This window comes from Bordetella flabilis (assembly GCF_001676725.1).
GTDB lineage: Bacteria > Pseudomonadota > Gammaproteobacteria > Burkholderiales > Burkholderiaceae_B > Bordetella_C > Bordetella_C flabilis.
The window spans coordinates 3,619,289-3,633,477 of sequence record NZ_CP016172.1 but is presented as its reverse complement, the minus strand read 5'-3'; the positions used below and the strand labels follow the sequence as shown (position 1 = coordinate 3,633,477).

Sequence of the window (14,189 nt, the reverse complement as noted above, 5' to 3'; positions counted from 1 at the left end):
AACGCGTAGACTGGCGGACAGGATTTTTCATACAGCCATCATGATTCCCATATCCAGCAACATCTTCCTGGACGAACGAGAAATCGAAGTCAGCATGATCCGCGCGCAGGGCGCGGGCGGCCAGAACGTCAACAAGGTATCCAGCGCGGTGCATCTGCGGTTCGATATCCGCGCGTCGTCACTGCCTGACGAGATCAAGCAGGCGTTGCAGGAAAGCGGGGACCGCCGTATTACCAAGGACGGCGTCGTGGTCATCAAGGCGCAGACATATCGCACCCAGGAAAAGAACCGCCATGAGGCCCTGGCGCGATTGGTGGCGATGATCGAGGCGGTGGCGCGGCCGGTCAAGCCGCGCAAGCCTACAAGGCCGACCCGGGCATCCCAGCGGCAGCGCGTGCAGCGCAAGGTGCGGCACGGCCAGGCCAAGCAGTTGCGCGGGAAGGTCAGCGACGATGCGGGCTAGGACTGCCGGCCCCGTCCAGTGCAATTGGGCCGCCTCACGGCGCGCCCCGCTTTACTTCCACTCGAATACGGCGCGCGTGTGCGAGCCGGGCCCGCCCACGGTGGCCTGGCGTACCAATTCCTTGCCATTGAAGGTGGAGGTGATCCTGTACTGTCCGGCCGGCAGCCTGACCAGCAGATAGGGGCCGTTGGTCGTGGTCCGCAAGACCGTTGCGCCCTTGCTGTCCGTGATGGTCACCGGCACGTCGGCCGCGTAGGCGTTCTGTCCGTCCATCTGCTGCGCGAACACCAGCGCGAGCGGATAGTCCTTTTCGGCGGCCTTCATCGATTCGGATTCATTCAAGCCGATACCGCCGGACACGAACTGCACATTGCCCTGCTGCTGGACGGGCGGCAGCTCGGCGTGGGCGGTCGACCATCCAGCGGCCAACACCACGGCGGCCACGGCGCTCAGCACCGGACGGTTGAATCGAAGCATATTCATCGTTTTTCTCCCATATCAAGACATGGATGCTTCCTTGCATTGCATCGGTTTCGGAATGCGCGACAGGCGTCTGACGCAAGCCATGTACCCGCCGCACATTCGCTTGGATACCCGGGCGCCGCGAAAGTTCTGGGACGCGGTGCGGGACGCCTGGCGGCGCCTCGATGTCCAGGGGGAAATCTCCAGCACCCGTCATCGCAGGAAACCGCGCGGGTGTCTTCAACCAAGGCAGCATCACGCGTTCGCCGCGCGCGCTTCAGGACTGTGCACTGCGTAATTCAAAACTCCAGTCCGAACGGCCACTCGCCGATCCGTCGGGCCCGAAGCGTTGTTCATGCAGGTGGCAGCGGCGCCCGTCGATGGCCATCACGGTCGAGGACCGCGTCCCATAGGTCAAGCCGACGATGAAGGCGCTGCTCAGGAAGCGTTCGCGTTCCAGGCCGACGCCCGTGTCGGGCAGTTCGGCGTCGGCCGCCACGGAGCGATCCGCCAGGGCCTGGAACAATGCGTCGACGTCAGGCTGGGGCGTGGCCCGCAGCACGTGGGCAAAGGCCGCCTTGGTGCGGGCCAGCTTGGGCCATGGCGTGTCGAGCAGGTGATTCGACAAGGCGTAGATGCCGGGTTCCAGCGCGCGCGCGGGTCCGCCGCGGTTGCTGTAATACCAGGTATCGCGCGTGTCGCCCACGATGAGGTTGAAGCCGTTGTACGCCTCACCGGTCTCCTGGATGGCCGCGGCATACGCGGCCGGGGGCGTATCGCCGCGCAGGAAGTCCGCGACGAGCTGGCCGCGTGACGGCGTGCCGGGCCGGATGGTCATGGGATCGCGGTAGTTCGTCACGAGCGCGTAGCGCCCGCCGGTGGTCATGCCCATCCAGGTGCCGCCCGACTGCAGGTCGCGCCCCGCGATGATGTCCGGCGCTTCCGGCCAGGGGCCCGCCGCGGTGGTGGGACGCGCGTGGTACTCGTCGCGGTTGGCCGCAATGACGACCGGTATGTCGGACAGTGTACGAATCGCGAGGACGGCCAGGCACATGGCTTCAATGCGCAGTAGAGGGAATGTCGGTCGGGCTTTCCACCCGGTCGCCGTCGCGTGCAATTGCCGCGATCCTGGGTTGCGCCAGGGCCAGATAGTCCTGCGCGCGCATGATGATCGAGGTATCGAGCCGCCCCGCGTTGAACACGATTTCCTCATGCCGCCGGCCCAGCGTGGCGTCGACCAGCAGCGAAAGGTCCTCGTTGAATACGAAGGGCGGGATCGCGCCGATCTCGCAGCCGGTGAGTTCGCGCGCCAGGTCGCGCGATGCCAGCGCGGCCTTTTTGCCGCCGACCGCGCGCGCGATCGCTTCCAGGTCGGCCTGCTTGTCGGCGGGGAACACGGCGAGGACGTGCGCGCGCTGGGTCGACGTCAGCTTGACGCGGCACACCAGCGCCTTGGCGCCCTGGCCGACCGCCGTGCCACGCAGCGCGGCGACCGCTTCGGAGCGGCCTTCGGCGGCGTGGCGCAGAAGGCGGTAACCGATGCCCCGTTCGTCCAGCAGCGCCGTCAGGCGCTCGTGGATCTGCATATCACCGCACCGAGTCGCCATAGCGGTATTCATGCGTCAACGTATCGAGCCTGGCCTTGAGATCGGGCGCGAGCTTGTATTCGACCGCGGCGAGGGTATCGTCCAGTTGCTCGGGCTTGCTGGCTCCCAGCAAGGGCGCGGTAATGGCCGGATTCGCCAGCACCCAGGCCAGCGACAAGGTGGTCAGCGATACGCCGGCTTCGGCCGCCACACGACGCAGGGCCTCGACGCTTTCGAAGGCGCGGTCATTCCAGTAACGATCCTGGTAGCGGCCGCCCGCGGTGCCCAGGGTGAACCGTGTGCCCGGCGTGGGCGCGCTGTTCGGCTGGTGCTTGCCGGTCAGCAGGCCGCCGGCCAGCGGGTTGTAAGGAATTACCGCCAGGTTCTCCGCCTCGCACAGCGGCAGCAATTCCCGCTCGATTTCCCGGAACAGCAGGCTGTAGCGCGGCTGCACCGAAACGAAACGCGTCAGCCGATGCAGCTCGGAACGTCCCAGCGCCGTCGCCAGCCTCCATGCAAGGAAGTTCGACACTCCGATATAGCGCGCGCGGCCCGACTTGACGATGACGTCCAGCGCTTCCAGGGTTTCATCCAGCGGCGTGTCGCTATCGTCCGAGTGCAGTTGGTACAGGTCGACGTAGTCCGTTTGCAGGCGCTTGAGAGAAGCGTCGATGGCGTCCAGCAGGTGCTTGCGCGAAGCGCCACGCTCCCATTCCTGCGGCCCCATGACACCGACGGCCTTGGTGGCGAGGATGAAGCGCGAACGCTTGCCGGTCAGCCAGCGGCCGACGATTTCCTCGGTGCGCCCCACCGTGTCGGGCGTACCGCCCAAGGGATAGACGTCGGCCGTATCCAGGAGATTGATGCCGGCGTCCGTGGCCTTGTCGAGGATGCGGTCGGCGACGGTTTCTTCGGTTTGCAGGCCGAAGGTCATGGTGCCGAGCGCGAGGCGGGAAACCTTCAGGCCGGTACGGCCGAACTTGATCTGGGGCATGGACATCGTGCGTTCTCCGGGAAGGCGGCGCGCCGGCCGGCGCGTTCGGGATTGTGCAAGCGGGCGGTGCCGTGCCGGCGCCGCCGAACCGTCGTGAATCGCGCCGATTCTACGCCCGATATCCGGATCGCAGCGACTTGAGCGCTGTCCATACCGGAAGGCGGCTTGCCCCGGCCATGCGTGCCCGCATCAGGACGCCAGTCGGTACCGTTGCGCGGTCTGCTCGAAATCCGCCACCGTGCGCCGCTGCCAGGCGGCATCGTGCCCCAGTTCCTCGGCGAGGATGCGCGCGACCTCGGGAGCGGCCCGCAGCGCCGCGCCGCTATCCAGGAACAGCGCCCGGTTGCGACGGGCCAGCACGTCTTCGGCGCTGCGCGCCAGCTCGAAACGAGCGGCGTAGCGGACGTGGGCTTCGGTCAGGGCGCTGGCCGCGATCAGCATGCGGTCGGCACCCGCCAGCGCGCGCAGCGCAGGCAGGTCGCTGCCATAGTACGCGTCCGGCGTGCCGGGGGAGGTCATGCCGGCCGGTGCGCCGGGCGCGCCGTGCAGCGCCAATTGCTCGGTCCGGCACGGGGCGTGGGGCAGCATGTGTTCCCGCGCAGCGGTATCCATGACGTCCTGCGCCATGCGCCGGTAGGTGGTCCATTTGCCGCCCGTTACCGTGATCAGTCCCCCCGGCGACACCAAAATGGTGTGCTCGCGCGACAGTGTCTTGGTCGCACCTTCGCCACCCGCCTTCACGAGCGGCCGCAGGCCTGCCCATACGCTGGTCACATCGGAACGCGTCGGCTTGCGGCTGAGGTAGCGTCCGGCCGTGCGCAGGATGAAGTCGATGTCCTGTGAACTGGCCTCCGGCTCGAGCGGTAGGTCGGCCCGCGGCACATCGGTGGTGCCGACGATGGTATGGCCATTCCACGGCACAACGAACAGCACGCGGCCGTCATCGGTCTTGGGGATCAGGATGGCGTTCTTGCCGGGCAGGAAATCGTGCGGCAGCGTCAGGTGCACGCCCTGGCTCGGTGCGACGATGCCCGTGGCGGCACGGCTTTCCATGTGCCGGATCTCGTCGACCCATACCCCGGCGGCATTGACCACGCACTTCGCGTGCAGCACGAAGCTGGTCCCGGTCAATGCATCGCGCGCCGTCACGCCGTCGATGCGGCCCTTGCTCTGGTTCAAGCCGGTGGCGGGCATGTAGTTGATGGCGATGCCCCCGAGATCGAACAGGGTACGCATCAGCGAGACCGCCAGCCGGGCGTCGTCGAACTGGCCGTCGTAGTAGCGCACTCCGCCCCGCAGCCGCCGCCCGTTCACCTCCGGCGCCAGCGTGGGGGCATCGGCCAGGGTTTCGGCACGGGACAGCATGCGGCTCGGCGCCAGGTTCAGCCTCCCCGCCAGCAGGTCGTACATCTTCATGCCGGTGCCGTAGAAGGGCCGCTCCAGCAGGTTGTAGGCGGGTACCACGAAACCCAGGGGCCAGACCACATGCGGCGCGTTGCGGCCCAGCAACCCGCGTTCGTGCAGTGCTTCGCGAACCAGGCTGATGTTGCCCTGCGCCAGGTAGCGCACGCCGCCATGCACCAGCTTGGTGGCCTTGCTGGAGGTGCCCTTGGCGAAATCCGCCGCCTCGATCAGCAGGGTGCGATAGCCGCGCGCGGCGGCGTCCACCGCCGTGCCCAGGCCGGTGGCGCCGCCGCCGATGACGATGACGTCCCAGGGTTGGGCGGAATCCAACTGCGCCAGCAGGCGGTCGCGGGAGGGGGGCGTGCGGGAAGGGAGGGTCATGGTGTTGCCTGGGATGCGGGGGAGGCTTGCGGCGTGCCGCCGTCGACAGCCTGCTGCTGCAATGTGTCGGCGATCTCGCAGTGAACGCCGGCGTCGCGCAGGAGCTCGGCCAGGGAAGAGGGGACTTGCCGATCGGTGAACAAGCGGCTGATGCGTGAGACATGCGCGACTTCGACCATGGCGCGACGCTCGAACTTGCTGCTGTCGGCGGCCAGCCAGACCTCCCGCGACTGCGCAATGATGGCGCGCGCCACGCTGACCTCGCGCAGGTCATAGTCGCGCAGCGTGCCGTCGGGCTCGATGCCGGAGATGCCGATCACGCCTATGTCCACCTTGAATTGCCGGATGAAAGCCGTGGCGGCTTCGCCGACGACGGCGCGGTCGCTCGGACGCATCACGCCGCCCGCGACGATGACCTCGCAATCCGGATTGGCGGCCAGGATGTCCGCCACATGCAGGTTGTTGGTGATGACGCGCAGCCCGCGATGCCGAAGCAGCGCGCGGGCGATGGCTTCCGTGGTCGTGCCGATGTTCAGGATCAGGGAGCAGCCGTCCGGCACCCGGCGTGCGACGGCTTCGCCGATGCGGCGCTTGCCTTCCGCATTGACCACCTGGCGTTGCTGGTAGGCGATGTTCTCCGTGGTGGATGCCGCGACACGCACGCCGCCATGGAAGCGGGCCAGCAGGCCGGCGCGCGCGAGCAATCCCACGTCGCGACGCACGGTCTGCAGGGTCACGCCGAAGCGCTGCGCCAGTTCTTCGATGGTGACCGCACCCTGCTGCCTGACAGCATCTGCCAAGGCGAGTTGTCGCGGATTCAGGTCCATGTCATCATCATAAAACAACATAAACGAAAATGAAAGCGCTTTTTCGAGCGCGTTATTTCGCAAAACGAACGAAATCGAAAAGAGGGGCTAGCAGTCCGTGACGTAATGGCTCAATTTGACACGGCAGGCCCGTATCTCGCCCTCATATCCTGTCCCGCAGTCCGGTTCCCCCATGTGGTGGGTTGACGGTGCTGGCACGTCGCCGGGTATGATCGCCCGATATGCAACGCGGCATGGGGCACTGTCATGACACCCTGATGACCGCGCGGGCGGTTTCCGCCCGGACCTATCGGTGCCCCGGCGCCGCGCCAGATTTCGACTATTAGCTATAGATAAGGAGATACGCCATGAACCGACCCCTGGATGGACTCGTCGCCGCGCTCGATGTGCCGGCCCACATACGGCACCGCAGGCTGGTGGACTGGGTCGGGGAATTCGCGGCGCTTGCCAAGCCGGATCGCGTCGTCTGGTGCGATGGTTCGCAGGAAGAGAACGATCGGCTTTGCGCCCAGATGGTCGAGGCCGGCACCTTGCGCCGGCTCAATCCGGAGAAGCGGCCCAATTCCTATCTGGCGTGGTCCGATCCGGGCGATGTCGCACGTGTGGAAGACCGCACCTTCATCTGTAGCGAGCGCGAGGAAGATGCCGGGCCCACCAATAACTGGGCCGCCCCCGGCGAGATGCGGGCCACGCTGAACGGCCTGTTCGACGGCGCCATGCGGGGCCGCACGCTGTATGTGGTGCCCTTTTCCATGGGGCCGCTGGGTTCGCCCATCTCGCACATCGGCGTGGAGCTTACCGACAGCCCCTATGTGGTGGTCAGCATGCGCATCATGACGCGCATGGGGCGCGCCGTGTACGACGTGCTGGGCGACGACGGCGAGTTCGTGCCTTGCGTGCATACCGTGGGCAAGCCGCTGGCCGCTGGTGAGGCAGATGTGCCGTGGCCGTGCAATCCCACCAAGTACATCGTCCATTTTCCCGAGACGCGCGAGATCTGGAGCTTCGGCTCCGGCTATGGCGGCAACGCGCTGCTGGGCAAGAAGTGCTTCGCGTTGCGCATCGCGTCCACGATGGGCCGCGACGAGGGCTGGCTGGCCGAGCACATGCTGATCCTGGGCGTGACCTCCCCGGAAGGCCGCAAGTACCATGTGGCGGCGGCATTCCCCTCCGCCTGCGGCAAGACCAATTTCGCCATGCTCATCCCCCCGCAGGGGTTGCAAGGCTGGAAAGTCAGCACCATCGGCGACGACATTGCATGGATCAAGCCCGGCGCGGATGGGAAGCTGCATGCCATCAATCCGGAGGCCGGCTATTTCGGCGTGGCGCCGGGCACCAGCGAGCAGACCAATTACAACGCGATGGCGACCTTGCGCGCCAATGTCATCTTCACCAATGTGGCCCTGACCGATGATGGCGACGTGTGGTGGGAGGGCATGACGGATACGCCGCCCGCACACCTGATGGACTGGCAAGGGCAGGACTGGACGCCGCAGATCGCCAAGGAAACGGGCCGCAAGGCGGCGCATCCGAATGCCCGCTTCACCGCGCCGGCGGCGCAGTGTCCGTCCATCGATGACGAATGGGAGAACCCGCAGGGCGTGGTCATCGACGCGTTCATATTCGGTGGACGTCGTTCGACCACGGTGCCGCTGGTGACCGAAGCCCGAGACTGGGAAGAGGGCGTCTATATGGCCGCCACCATGGGGTCGGAAACCACCGCCGCCGCCGCCGGGCAGCAGGGCGTGGTGCGCCGGGATCCCTTCGCCATGCTGCCGTTCTGCGGCTACAACATGAGCGACTACTTCCAGCACTGGCTGGCCCTGGGCGAGAAGCTGCGCCAGCGCGGCGCCACCTTGCCGCGCTTCTACTGCGTCAACTGGTTCCGCAAGGGACCGGATGGCAAATTCGTCTGGCCCGGTTTCGGCGAGAACATGCGGGTCCTCAAGTGGATGCTGGAACGCATCGACGGCAAGGCCCAGGGCAAGGAGCATGTATTCGGCGTCACGCCGCGCTACGAGGACCTCGATTGGACCGGCCTGGATTTCGGTCCGGAGAAGTTCGAGCTCGTAACGCATATCGACGCTTCGGCCTGGCGTGATGAACTGGCCCTGCACGAAGCGCTGTTCACGCAGTTGTCCGAGCGCCTGCCCGAGTCCTTGCCGGCCACGCGGCAGCGCATCGAGGCACGGCTGGCCGCCTGAGGCCTGCCTCAGCTCAGCGTCTTTTCCATGAAGACGCTGAGCGGGTCCGGGCCATAGTCGCCGAAAGGCGGGATGTCCCGGTACCCGCTGCGCCGGTACAGGCTCAGCGCCTCCGGCTGGTAGATCCCCGTTTCGAGTCTCAGCGTGGCGATGCCGCGCCGTAGCGCCCGGCTTTCCAGTCGTTCGAGCAACTGCCGTCCCAGCCGGCGTCCGCGCGCGCTGGGCGCCACGAACATCCGCTTGATTTCGGCACTGCCATCGGCAGCCGGAACCAGCGCGCAGCAGCCCAGCACGGCACCGCCACGGCGCGCAACGAAGAAATCGATGCCAGGCCGCTCCAGCGCGTGTATATCCAGGATGTGGTTGCTCTCCGCCGGGTAGAGCGCGTGCAGATAGGCGTCCGCCTCGGCCAGCAGGGCGATCACATCGGGCTGTCCAGGCGCTTCCAATGCGATAGCCGCGTCCGCCGGCGCGGGGCCTTCCTTCCGGGGCCCCGCACCGGTTGGCGCTTCAGTCGTCCAGGTCAAGGTCCTCGTCCTCGTCCTCGTCTTCCTCGTCCTGCTCCAGGGCGTCGTAGCCCTTCCATGTGATGCGCCACATGGCGTCCTGTCCCGAAGTACCTTCGGTCAGCTTCCTGGCCAGGCCGGCATCGGCCAGCAGTTCCAGATGGTGGCTGACGGACTCCGGCGTGGCCTCCTCCATATCCAGTTCCTGCAACGCGGCCGTCACGTCGCGTCCGCTCAGGACGGGCGCCTCGGCGTCACGGAAAGCACCCAGGATGGTTACGACCAGGTCGAAATTGCGTTGCATGGCGACACCTCTCAGGTTGGCGCCGGATCGGCGCATCCGCACACGTTAACAGATGCGCCTCGCGTGCGCGCCGTTCGCGACGCCGGTTGCCGATGCATCGTGGCGGCGCCCGGCGATGACTCTTCCGTGACGCGGTACCACCGCGCGCGCCCGCTCGGCATCGTGCGTGTCAACGACCCGTATCCGGGTAATCCGGCCCGGCGTAGCGGAAGCCGTACCGCCAGGCATCCCCGTTCACGCGCTCGCCGGTGCTCGCGGCGCAGCCGTTCAACAGCAGCGCGATCAAGATCGCTGCCAGCGCAAGCCCGGGCTTGTTCTCTGTTTCCATATGCATGTTCCACGCATGTCGCAACGCCGATATGTCATTCACGCCGACGGCCGCGAGGGCAGGCGATACGCAAAGACCGATTCTATTCAATCGGGCGCGGTGACGCCTGCACCCACACGGACAGGCGGTGTGGACCGGGCGCTGCCGCGCGCGATGCGTCTCCGTAGGGCAGCCGATGCGCACGTGTTGCCGCTTGAAATTTGCTTAGCTCTCTAATATTATTCGGCCACGCGCTCACCGGCCTGCCCGACGCATGCCGGCCATCGAAAGACGCGAAACACATCGAGGAGACAGACATGACTATCCGTTGCACGGCCGCCTGGCCTGGCCCGGGGGCGCGCCGTACCCTGCACGCGCTCGCGGCGGCCGCGGCCATCGCCCTGATTTGCTGTACTGCGCGCGCGGCCGAAACCGCGTCGCAGTTTCCATCCCATGCGATCCGTTTCATCGTGCCGTATGCGGCCGGTGGGCTGCCCGACACGGTTGCGCGCGTCGTTGCGCAGCGCGTCACCTCCAGCCTTGGCCAGTCCGTGGTCGTCGAGAACAAGCCGGGCGCGAATGGCGTCATCGCCGCGCAGGCGCTCATGAGCAGCCCGCGCGACGGCTATACCTACCTGGTCACGGACGGCTCGATGATGTCCATCAACCCGACCTTGTACAAAGACCTGGCCTACGATCCGAAACGGGACTTTGTCCCCGTCTCGCTGATCGCCACGTCGCCGCTGTTCCTGGCGACCAGCGCGCAGACCGGCATTACGACGCTGCAGCAATTCGTCGAGCGCGCGCAGGCCGCGCCGGGCAAGATGAATTACGGCTCTTCCGGCGTCGGCAGCTCGCATCACCTGACGATGGAAGCGCTAGCCCTGGGCCTGCACACCACGTTGACGCACGTGCCTTTCCGCGGCTCGGGGCAGTCCGTGCCCGCGCTGGTCGGCAACCAGGTCGAAGTCGTTTTCGCGGCGCTGCCTTCTCTGTCCGGCTTCGCCGACAAGGGCCAGGTGAAGATACTGGCCACGAACGGCGGCAAGCGCTCGGCGCTGGCGCCGGACATCCCGGCCATCGCGGAGATCCTGCCCGGCTTCAACTTCGCCGTGACGGTCGGCGCGCTGGCGGCCACCGGCGTGCCCGACTACGCGGTGCAACGGGTCAGCGCAGAGATCGCCAAGGCGGTCAAGGACCCGGCCGTGATCAAGCAGTTCAGCACGCTCGGCATCGAGCCCGTGGGCGGTTCGCCCAAGGGGTATGCGGCCGCGATCGACGATGAAGCGCAGCGCTACGCAGGCGCGATCAAGGCAGCCAATATCAAGACGGAATAACAGCACGGGCGGCCGGCAGCGGCCGCAGGCGTGCGTCCAGCCCGGCCGGGCGCGCCATGAAAGACGGAGGACCTATGTTGACACCCGAAGAGAACGATTTGCTTTGCCGCGTCGAAGGCGACGCCCCGATGGGAAGGCTGATGCGGCGGCATTGGCTGCCTGTTTGCCTTAGCGAGGAAGTCAGCGAACCCGATGGCGATCCGGTCAAGGCCCAGGTCCTGGGCGAAGACCTGGTGGTTTTCCGCGATACGGAGGGACGTGTCGGCGTGATGGACGAATACTGTCCGCACCGCAGGGTATCGCTGGTATATGGGCGCAACGAGGAATGCGGGCTGCGGTGCTTGTATCACGGATGGAAGATGGATGTGCAGGGCAACGTGGTGGAGATGGTGTCCGAGCCGGCAGCCAGCGTCATGGCGCAGAAGGTAAGGCACAAGGCCTATGCCGTGCGGGAATGGGGCGGGATGGTGTGGGCCTACATGGGCGCACAGGACGAGATCCCGGAATTCGTTCCGCCATCGTGGGCGCCGTCGGTCGACACGAAGGTGAGCATCGCCAAGGTGCTGGTGCCGTGCAACTGGGCGCAGATCCTCGAAGGCGCGATCGACTCCGCGCACAGCTCCAGCCTGCATTCTTCCGACTTCGTTCCAGCCCGCGTCGGCGGCGCGCAAGCGACGGAAAAGAACTGGCTGCGGCCTTCGACGGACAAGGCGCCGCGCATGCAGGTGCACCGCACGGATTACGGATTCCGCTATGCCGCGATCCGGCGGCCCATTACCAACGCGGCGCAAACCGATTATGTGCGTTCCACCGTGTTCGTCGCGCCGGCCACCGTGCTGATACCGCCCAACAATCTGTACAACGTGGCCAACGTGAACGTTCCCATGACCGACACGTCCACCGCGTTCTATTTCATTGCCTGGGGCGAGAAGGCCGGCACGCCCGATACCGAAACCTGGCGCAAGTTCCTGGGCACCAGCATCGGACGCGACCTGGACGAACGATACAGGCCGCTGCGCAACCATGAGAACCGCTTCTGGCAGGATCGCCAGGCGATGAAGGCGGGGAATTTCACCGGAATCAAGGGCTTTCCCAACCAGGACATCGCGATGTGGGTCACCATGGGGCCCATCGCGAACCGCTCCGACGACAGGCTGGGCGCCAGCGATCTGGCGATCGTCGAGTTCCGCAAGCAGATGCTGCAGGCCGTGCTCGGCTTCCGCGACGGCGAGACTGCCATCGGCACCGGCGACAAACGCATCCCCGATGACGTCTGCGCGTTCCAGGCCATTGTTCCGAAGGACATCGACTGGCGGGATTTCCGCGCGGAGCCCGTCGGCCGGCCGGGCCAGCAGGCTCCCGAGCTCGACACCAACTACCAAACCACCGCCTAGGAGCCGGACATGGCCAAGCTGCAGCTATCTTTTTCCATCGGCGACTACGACCGCAACCGTCCGCTTGTCGACGGCTCGGTCCAGGTCGACGGCGTCGATCCCGTGTTCACGCTGCTATCGCCCGAGGAAATGTTCTTCCGGTCTTTCCGGTACCAGGACTTCGACGTCAGCGAACTGTCCTTTTCCAGCTATCTGGTCAAGCATGCGAACGGCGACTGTCCTTACATTGCCTTGCCCGTTTTCCTGTCGCGCGCATTCCGCCATACCTCCATCCATGTGCGCAAGGACAGGATCAAGACACCGCAGGACCTGAAAGGCAAGCGTATCGGCGTGCCGGAATACCAGTTGACCGCGAACGTATGGGCGCGCGCGATCCTGGAGGACGATTATGGCGTCCGGCCCGCCGACATCACCTGGGTGCGCGGCGGCATCGACCAGCCCGGCCGCCAGGAGAAGATCAAGATCCGGTTGCCCGCGGACGTCAGGATGGTGGACGCGCCGGCGGACACGACCATATCCGACATGCTGGACCGCTGCGAGATCGAAGGCTTCATGGCGCCACGTGCCCCGTTCGGTGCGGCCCGCCACAATCCCGACATCGGATGGCTCTTCGACGACCCCACGGCCGCGGCCAAGGAGTACTACACGCGCACGGGGATCTTTCCCATCATGCATGTGCTCGGGCTGCGCAAGACCCTGGCGGAAAAACATCCCTGGCTGCCCGGCACGCTGCTGAAGGCTTTCGAGCAATCGAAGGCCACGGCGCTTGCGAAGCTGTCCGACACATCGGCGACCAAGGTGACGCTGCCCTTCGTCGAGGAGCAACTGAAGGCGGCGCGCGAGACCATGGGCGAGGACTACTGGGCCTATGGCGTCGAAAGCAGCCGCAAGACGCTGGAGGCGTTCACCCGCCATCATCATGCACAGGGCCTGTCGTCGCGGCGGGTGCCGGTCGAAGAGCTGTTCCATCCCAGCACCTATGAAACCTTCAAACTCTAGCGATGCCGGGCATCGCGGCGCGCCCGCGCCGCGATCCGGCGGGAGCCTGTGCCATGACTGAGCCGGCCATCGAACCGGCGATGCCGCTGCGCGTCGCCAGCGTCACGGAGGTGGCGCGCGGCATACGCGCCTTCGAACTCGTCCACCCCGACGGCGCCGACCTGCCTGTGTTCAGCCCCGGTTCGCACATCAGGGTGCGCGTGCCGAACGGGGAAGTACGCAAATATTCCCTGTGCAACAGCCCGGCGGAACGCAAGCGCTATGTCATCACCGTCAAGCGCGAGGATCAGGGCCGTGGCGGGTCGATCAGTCTGGTGGACCAGGTCCGTCCCGGCGATATGCTGGCGGTGTCGGCGCCCGACAACGCCTTTCCGCTGGTCGAAGCGCCCGGCAGCCTGCTGTTCATCGCGGGAGGCATCGGCATTACGCCTATCCTGTCCATGATCCGCTCCTTCCAGGACGAACCGGGGCCGGCGTGGAAGCTGTATTACCTGAGCCAGGCCCCGGAAACCGCCGCCTACCTGGAAGAGCTTCTCGCCCTGGACCCGGGCGGCAGCGTCACCATCCACCATGACCGGGGCAACCCGGCGGACGCCTTCGACCTGTGGCCGGTGCTGGAAAAGCCGAACCGCGGACATGTCTATTGCTGCGGCCCGCGCGGGCTGATGGAAGCGGTGCGCGACATGACGGGCCACTGGTCGCCCAGCCGCATCCACTTCGAGAGCTTCCTGGAAGGAGGCGGGAGGCAACCCGATGACCGCCCGTTCACCGTCGAGCTGGGCCGCTCCGGAACGGCATTCGAGGTGCCGGTCGGACAGTCGATTCTTTCCGTGCTGCGGGGCGCCGGCGTCAAGATCGCCTATTCCTGCGAAAGCGGCACGTGCGGTTCGTGCAGAACACGCATGCTGGCAGGCACGGCCGATCATCGCGACATGGTGCTGATGCCGGAAGAACAGGAAACGCAGATCATGGTCTGCGTATCGCGCGCCAAGGGCGAGAAACTTGTACTGGACCTATAGCT

The 14,189-nt window shown here is 66.1% G+C and carries 15 protein-coding genes; 6 read left to right on the top strand and 9 right to left on the bottom strand.

The features are described from left to right. The first annotated feature begins 40 nt into the window (after positions 1-40). Positions 41-463, top strand: coding sequence for an alternative ribosome rescue aminoacyl-tRNA hydrolase ArfB (arfB, locus tag BAU07_RS15920; protein WP_066659487.1), 423 nt, complete (start codon positions 41-43; stop codon positions 461-463). A 51-nt stretch (positions 464-514) separates the two neighbouring features. Here arfB and BAU07_RS15915 read toward each other — a convergent pair whose 3' ends face one another. The 6 genes from BAU07_RS15915 to BAU07_RS15890 form a co-directional block, all read right to left on the bottom strand. Further along, positions 515-946 (bottom strand): carboxypeptidase-like regulatory domain-containing protein, encoded by a 432-nt coding sequence (locus BAU07_RS15915; protein WP_066659486.1) that lies wholly within the window; start codon positions 944-946, stop codon positions 515-517. Positions 947-1,202: 256 nt separating this feature from the next. Further along, positions 1,203-1,979 (bottom strand): NRDE family protein, encoded by a 777-nt coding sequence (locus tag BAU07_RS15910; protein WP_066659484.1) that lies wholly within the window; start codon positions 1,977-1,979, stop codon positions 1,203-1,205. Between the two features lie 4 nt (positions 1,980-1,983). After that, the gene (locus tag BAU07_RS15905; protein ID WP_066659481.1) at positions 1,984-2,511 is read right to left on the bottom strand and encodes a YbaK/prolyl-tRNA synthetase associated domain-containing protein; all 528 of its coding nucleotides are present in this window, start codon (positions 2,509-2,511) and stop codon (positions 1,984-1,986) included. 1 nt (position 2,512) lies between these two features. Continuing rightward, on the bottom strand, positions 2,513-3,505 hold the full coding sequence (locus BAU07_RS15900; protein ID WP_198168934.1) for an aldo/keto reductase: 993 nt from the start codon (positions 3,503-3,505) through the stop codon (positions 2,513-2,515). A 189-nt stretch (positions 3,506-3,694) separates the two neighbouring features. Then, positions 3,695-5,290 (bottom strand): glycerol-3-phosphate dehydrogenase/oxidase, encoded by a 1,596-nt coding sequence (locus tag BAU07_RS15895; protein ID WP_066659477.1) that lies wholly within the window; start codon positions 5,288-5,290, stop codon positions 3,695-3,697. Then, the gene (locus BAU07_RS15890) at positions 5,287-6,138 is read right to left on the bottom strand and encodes a DeoR/GlpR family DNA-binding transcription regulator (protein WP_157122256.1); all 852 of its coding nucleotides are present in this window, start codon (positions 6,136-6,138) and stop codon (positions 5,287-5,289) included. Before BAU07_RS15890 ends, BAU07_RS15895 begins: the two co-directional genes overlap by 4 nt. A 326-nt stretch (positions 6,139-6,464) precedes the next feature. Between BAU07_RS15890 and BAU07_RS15885 the strand changes: the two genes are divergently transcribed. Continuing rightward, positions 6,465-8,321 (top strand): phosphoenolpyruvate carboxykinase (GTP), encoded by a 1,857-nt coding sequence (locus BAU07_RS15885; RefSeq protein WP_066659475.1) that lies wholly within the window; start codon positions 6,465-6,467, stop codon positions 8,319-8,321. 8 nt (positions 8,322-8,329) lie between these two features. Here the strand turns inward: BAU07_RS15885 and BAU07_RS15880 are convergent, their stop codons facing one another. From BAU07_RS15880 to BAU07_RS27175, 3 genes are all read right to left on the bottom strand, one after another. Further along, positions 8,330-8,848, bottom strand: a complete 519-nt coding sequence (locus BAU07_RS15880; protein ID WP_232338143.1) for a GNAT family N-acetyltransferase — start codon at positions 8,846-8,848, stop codon at positions 8,330-8,332. Then, positions 8,832-9,131, bottom strand: a complete 300-nt coding sequence (locus BAU07_RS15875; protein WP_066659474.1) for a DUF2513 domain-containing protein — start codon at positions 9,129-9,131, stop codon at positions 8,832-8,834. Before BAU07_RS15875 ends, BAU07_RS15880 begins: the two co-directional genes overlap by 17 nt. A gap of 169 nt (positions 9,132-9,300) precedes the next feature. Continuing rightward, complete coding sequence (locus BAU07_RS27175) at positions 9,301-9,459, bottom strand: hypothetical protein (protein WP_157122254.1); 159 nt, start codon at positions 9,457-9,459, stop codon at positions 9,301-9,303. A gap of 296 nt (positions 9,460-9,755) precedes the next feature. On the opposite strand from BAU07_RS27175, the gene BAU07_RS15870 reads away from it, so the two are divergent. From BAU07_RS15870 to BAU07_RS27170, 4 genes are all read left to right on the top strand, one after another. Further along, positions 9,756-10,775: a Bug family tripartite tricarboxylate transporter substrate binding protein gene (locus BAU07_RS15870; RefSeq protein WP_066659472.1), complete on the top strand. Its 1,020-nt coding sequence runs from the start codon at positions 9,756-9,758 to the stop codon at positions 10,773-10,775. Between the two features lie 74 nt (positions 10,776-10,849). Beyond that, positions 10,850-12,169: a Rieske 2Fe-2S domain-containing protein gene (locus BAU07_RS15865; RefSeq protein ID WP_066659470.1), complete on the top strand. Its 1,320-nt coding sequence runs from the start codon at positions 10,850-10,852 to the stop codon at positions 12,167-12,169. Between the two features lie 9 nt (positions 12,170-12,178). Then, the gene (locus tag BAU07_RS15860) at positions 12,179-13,168 is read left to right on the top strand and encodes an ABC transporter substrate-binding protein (protein ID WP_066659468.1); all 990 of its coding nucleotides are present in this window, start codon (positions 12,179-12,181) and stop codon (positions 13,166-13,168) included. A gap of 53 nt (positions 13,169-13,221) precedes the next feature. Then, positions 13,222-14,187, top strand: coding sequence for a PDR/VanB family oxidoreductase (locus BAU07_RS27170; RefSeq protein WP_066665478.1), 966 nt, complete (start codon positions 13,222-13,224; stop codon positions 14,185-14,187). Positions 14,188-14,189: the final 2 nt, after the last annotated feature.

What these genes read in the sequence shown, in the direction of transcription:
- BAU07_RS15915 (WP_066659486.1), bottom strand. Translation starts at nt 946, where the DNA reads ATGAATATGCTTCGATTCAACCGTCCGGTGCTGAGCGCCGTGGCCGCC.
- BAU07_RS15900 (WP_198168934.1), bottom strand. Translation starts at nt 3,505, where the DNA reads ATGCCCCAGATCAAGTTCGGCCGTACCGGCCTGAAGGTTTCCCGCCTC.
- BAU07_RS15890 (WP_157122256.1), bottom strand. Translation starts at nt 6,138, where the DNA reads ATGTTGTTTTATGATGATGACATGGACCTGAATCCGCGACAACTCGCC.
- BAU07_RS27175 (WP_157122254.1), bottom strand. Translation starts at nt 9,459, where the DNA reads ATGGAAACAGAGAACAAGCCCGGGCTTGCGCTGGCAGCGATCTTGATC.
- BAU07_RS15910 (WP_066659484.1), bottom strand. Translation starts at nt 1,979, where the DNA reads ATGTGCCTGGCCGTCCTCGCGATTCGTACACTGTCCGACATACCGGTC.
- BAU07_RS15860 (WP_066659468.1), top strand. Translation starts at nt 12,179, where the DNA reads ATGGCCAAGCTGCAGCTATCTTTTTCCATCGGCGACTACGACCGCAAC.
- BAU07_RS15875 (WP_066659474.1), bottom strand. Translation starts at nt 9,131, where the DNA reads ATGCAACGCAATTTCGACCTGGTCGTAACCATCCTGGGTGCTTTCCGT.
- BAU07_RS15885 (WP_066659475.1), top strand. Translation starts at nt 6,465, where the DNA reads ATGAACCGACCCCTGGATGGACTCGTCGCCGCGCTCGATGTGCCGGCC.
- BAU07_RS15905 (WP_066659481.1), bottom strand. Translation starts at nt 2,511, where the DNA reads ATGCAGATCCACGAGCGCCTGACGGCGCTGCTGGACGAACGGGGCATC.
- BAU07_RS15870 (WP_066659472.1), top strand. Translation starts at nt 9,756, where the DNA reads ATGACTATCCGTTGCACGGCCGCCTGGCCTGGCCCGGGGGCGCGCCGT.
- BAU07_RS27170 (WP_066665478.1), top strand. Translation starts at nt 13,222, where the DNA reads ATGACTGAGCCGGCCATCGAACCGGCGATGCCGCTGCGCGTCGCCAGC.
- BAU07_RS15895 (WP_066659477.1), bottom strand. Translation starts at nt 5,290, where the DNA reads ATGACCCTCCCTTCCCGCACGCCCCCCTCCCGCGACCGCCTGCTGGCG.
- arfB (WP_066659487.1), top strand. Translation starts at nt 41, where the DNA reads ATGATTCCCATATCCAGCAACATCTTCCTGGACGAACGAGAAATCGAA.
- BAU07_RS15865 (WP_066659470.1), top strand. Translation starts at nt 10,850, where the DNA reads ATGTTGACACCCGAAGAGAACGATTTGCTTTGCCGCGTCGAAGGCGAC.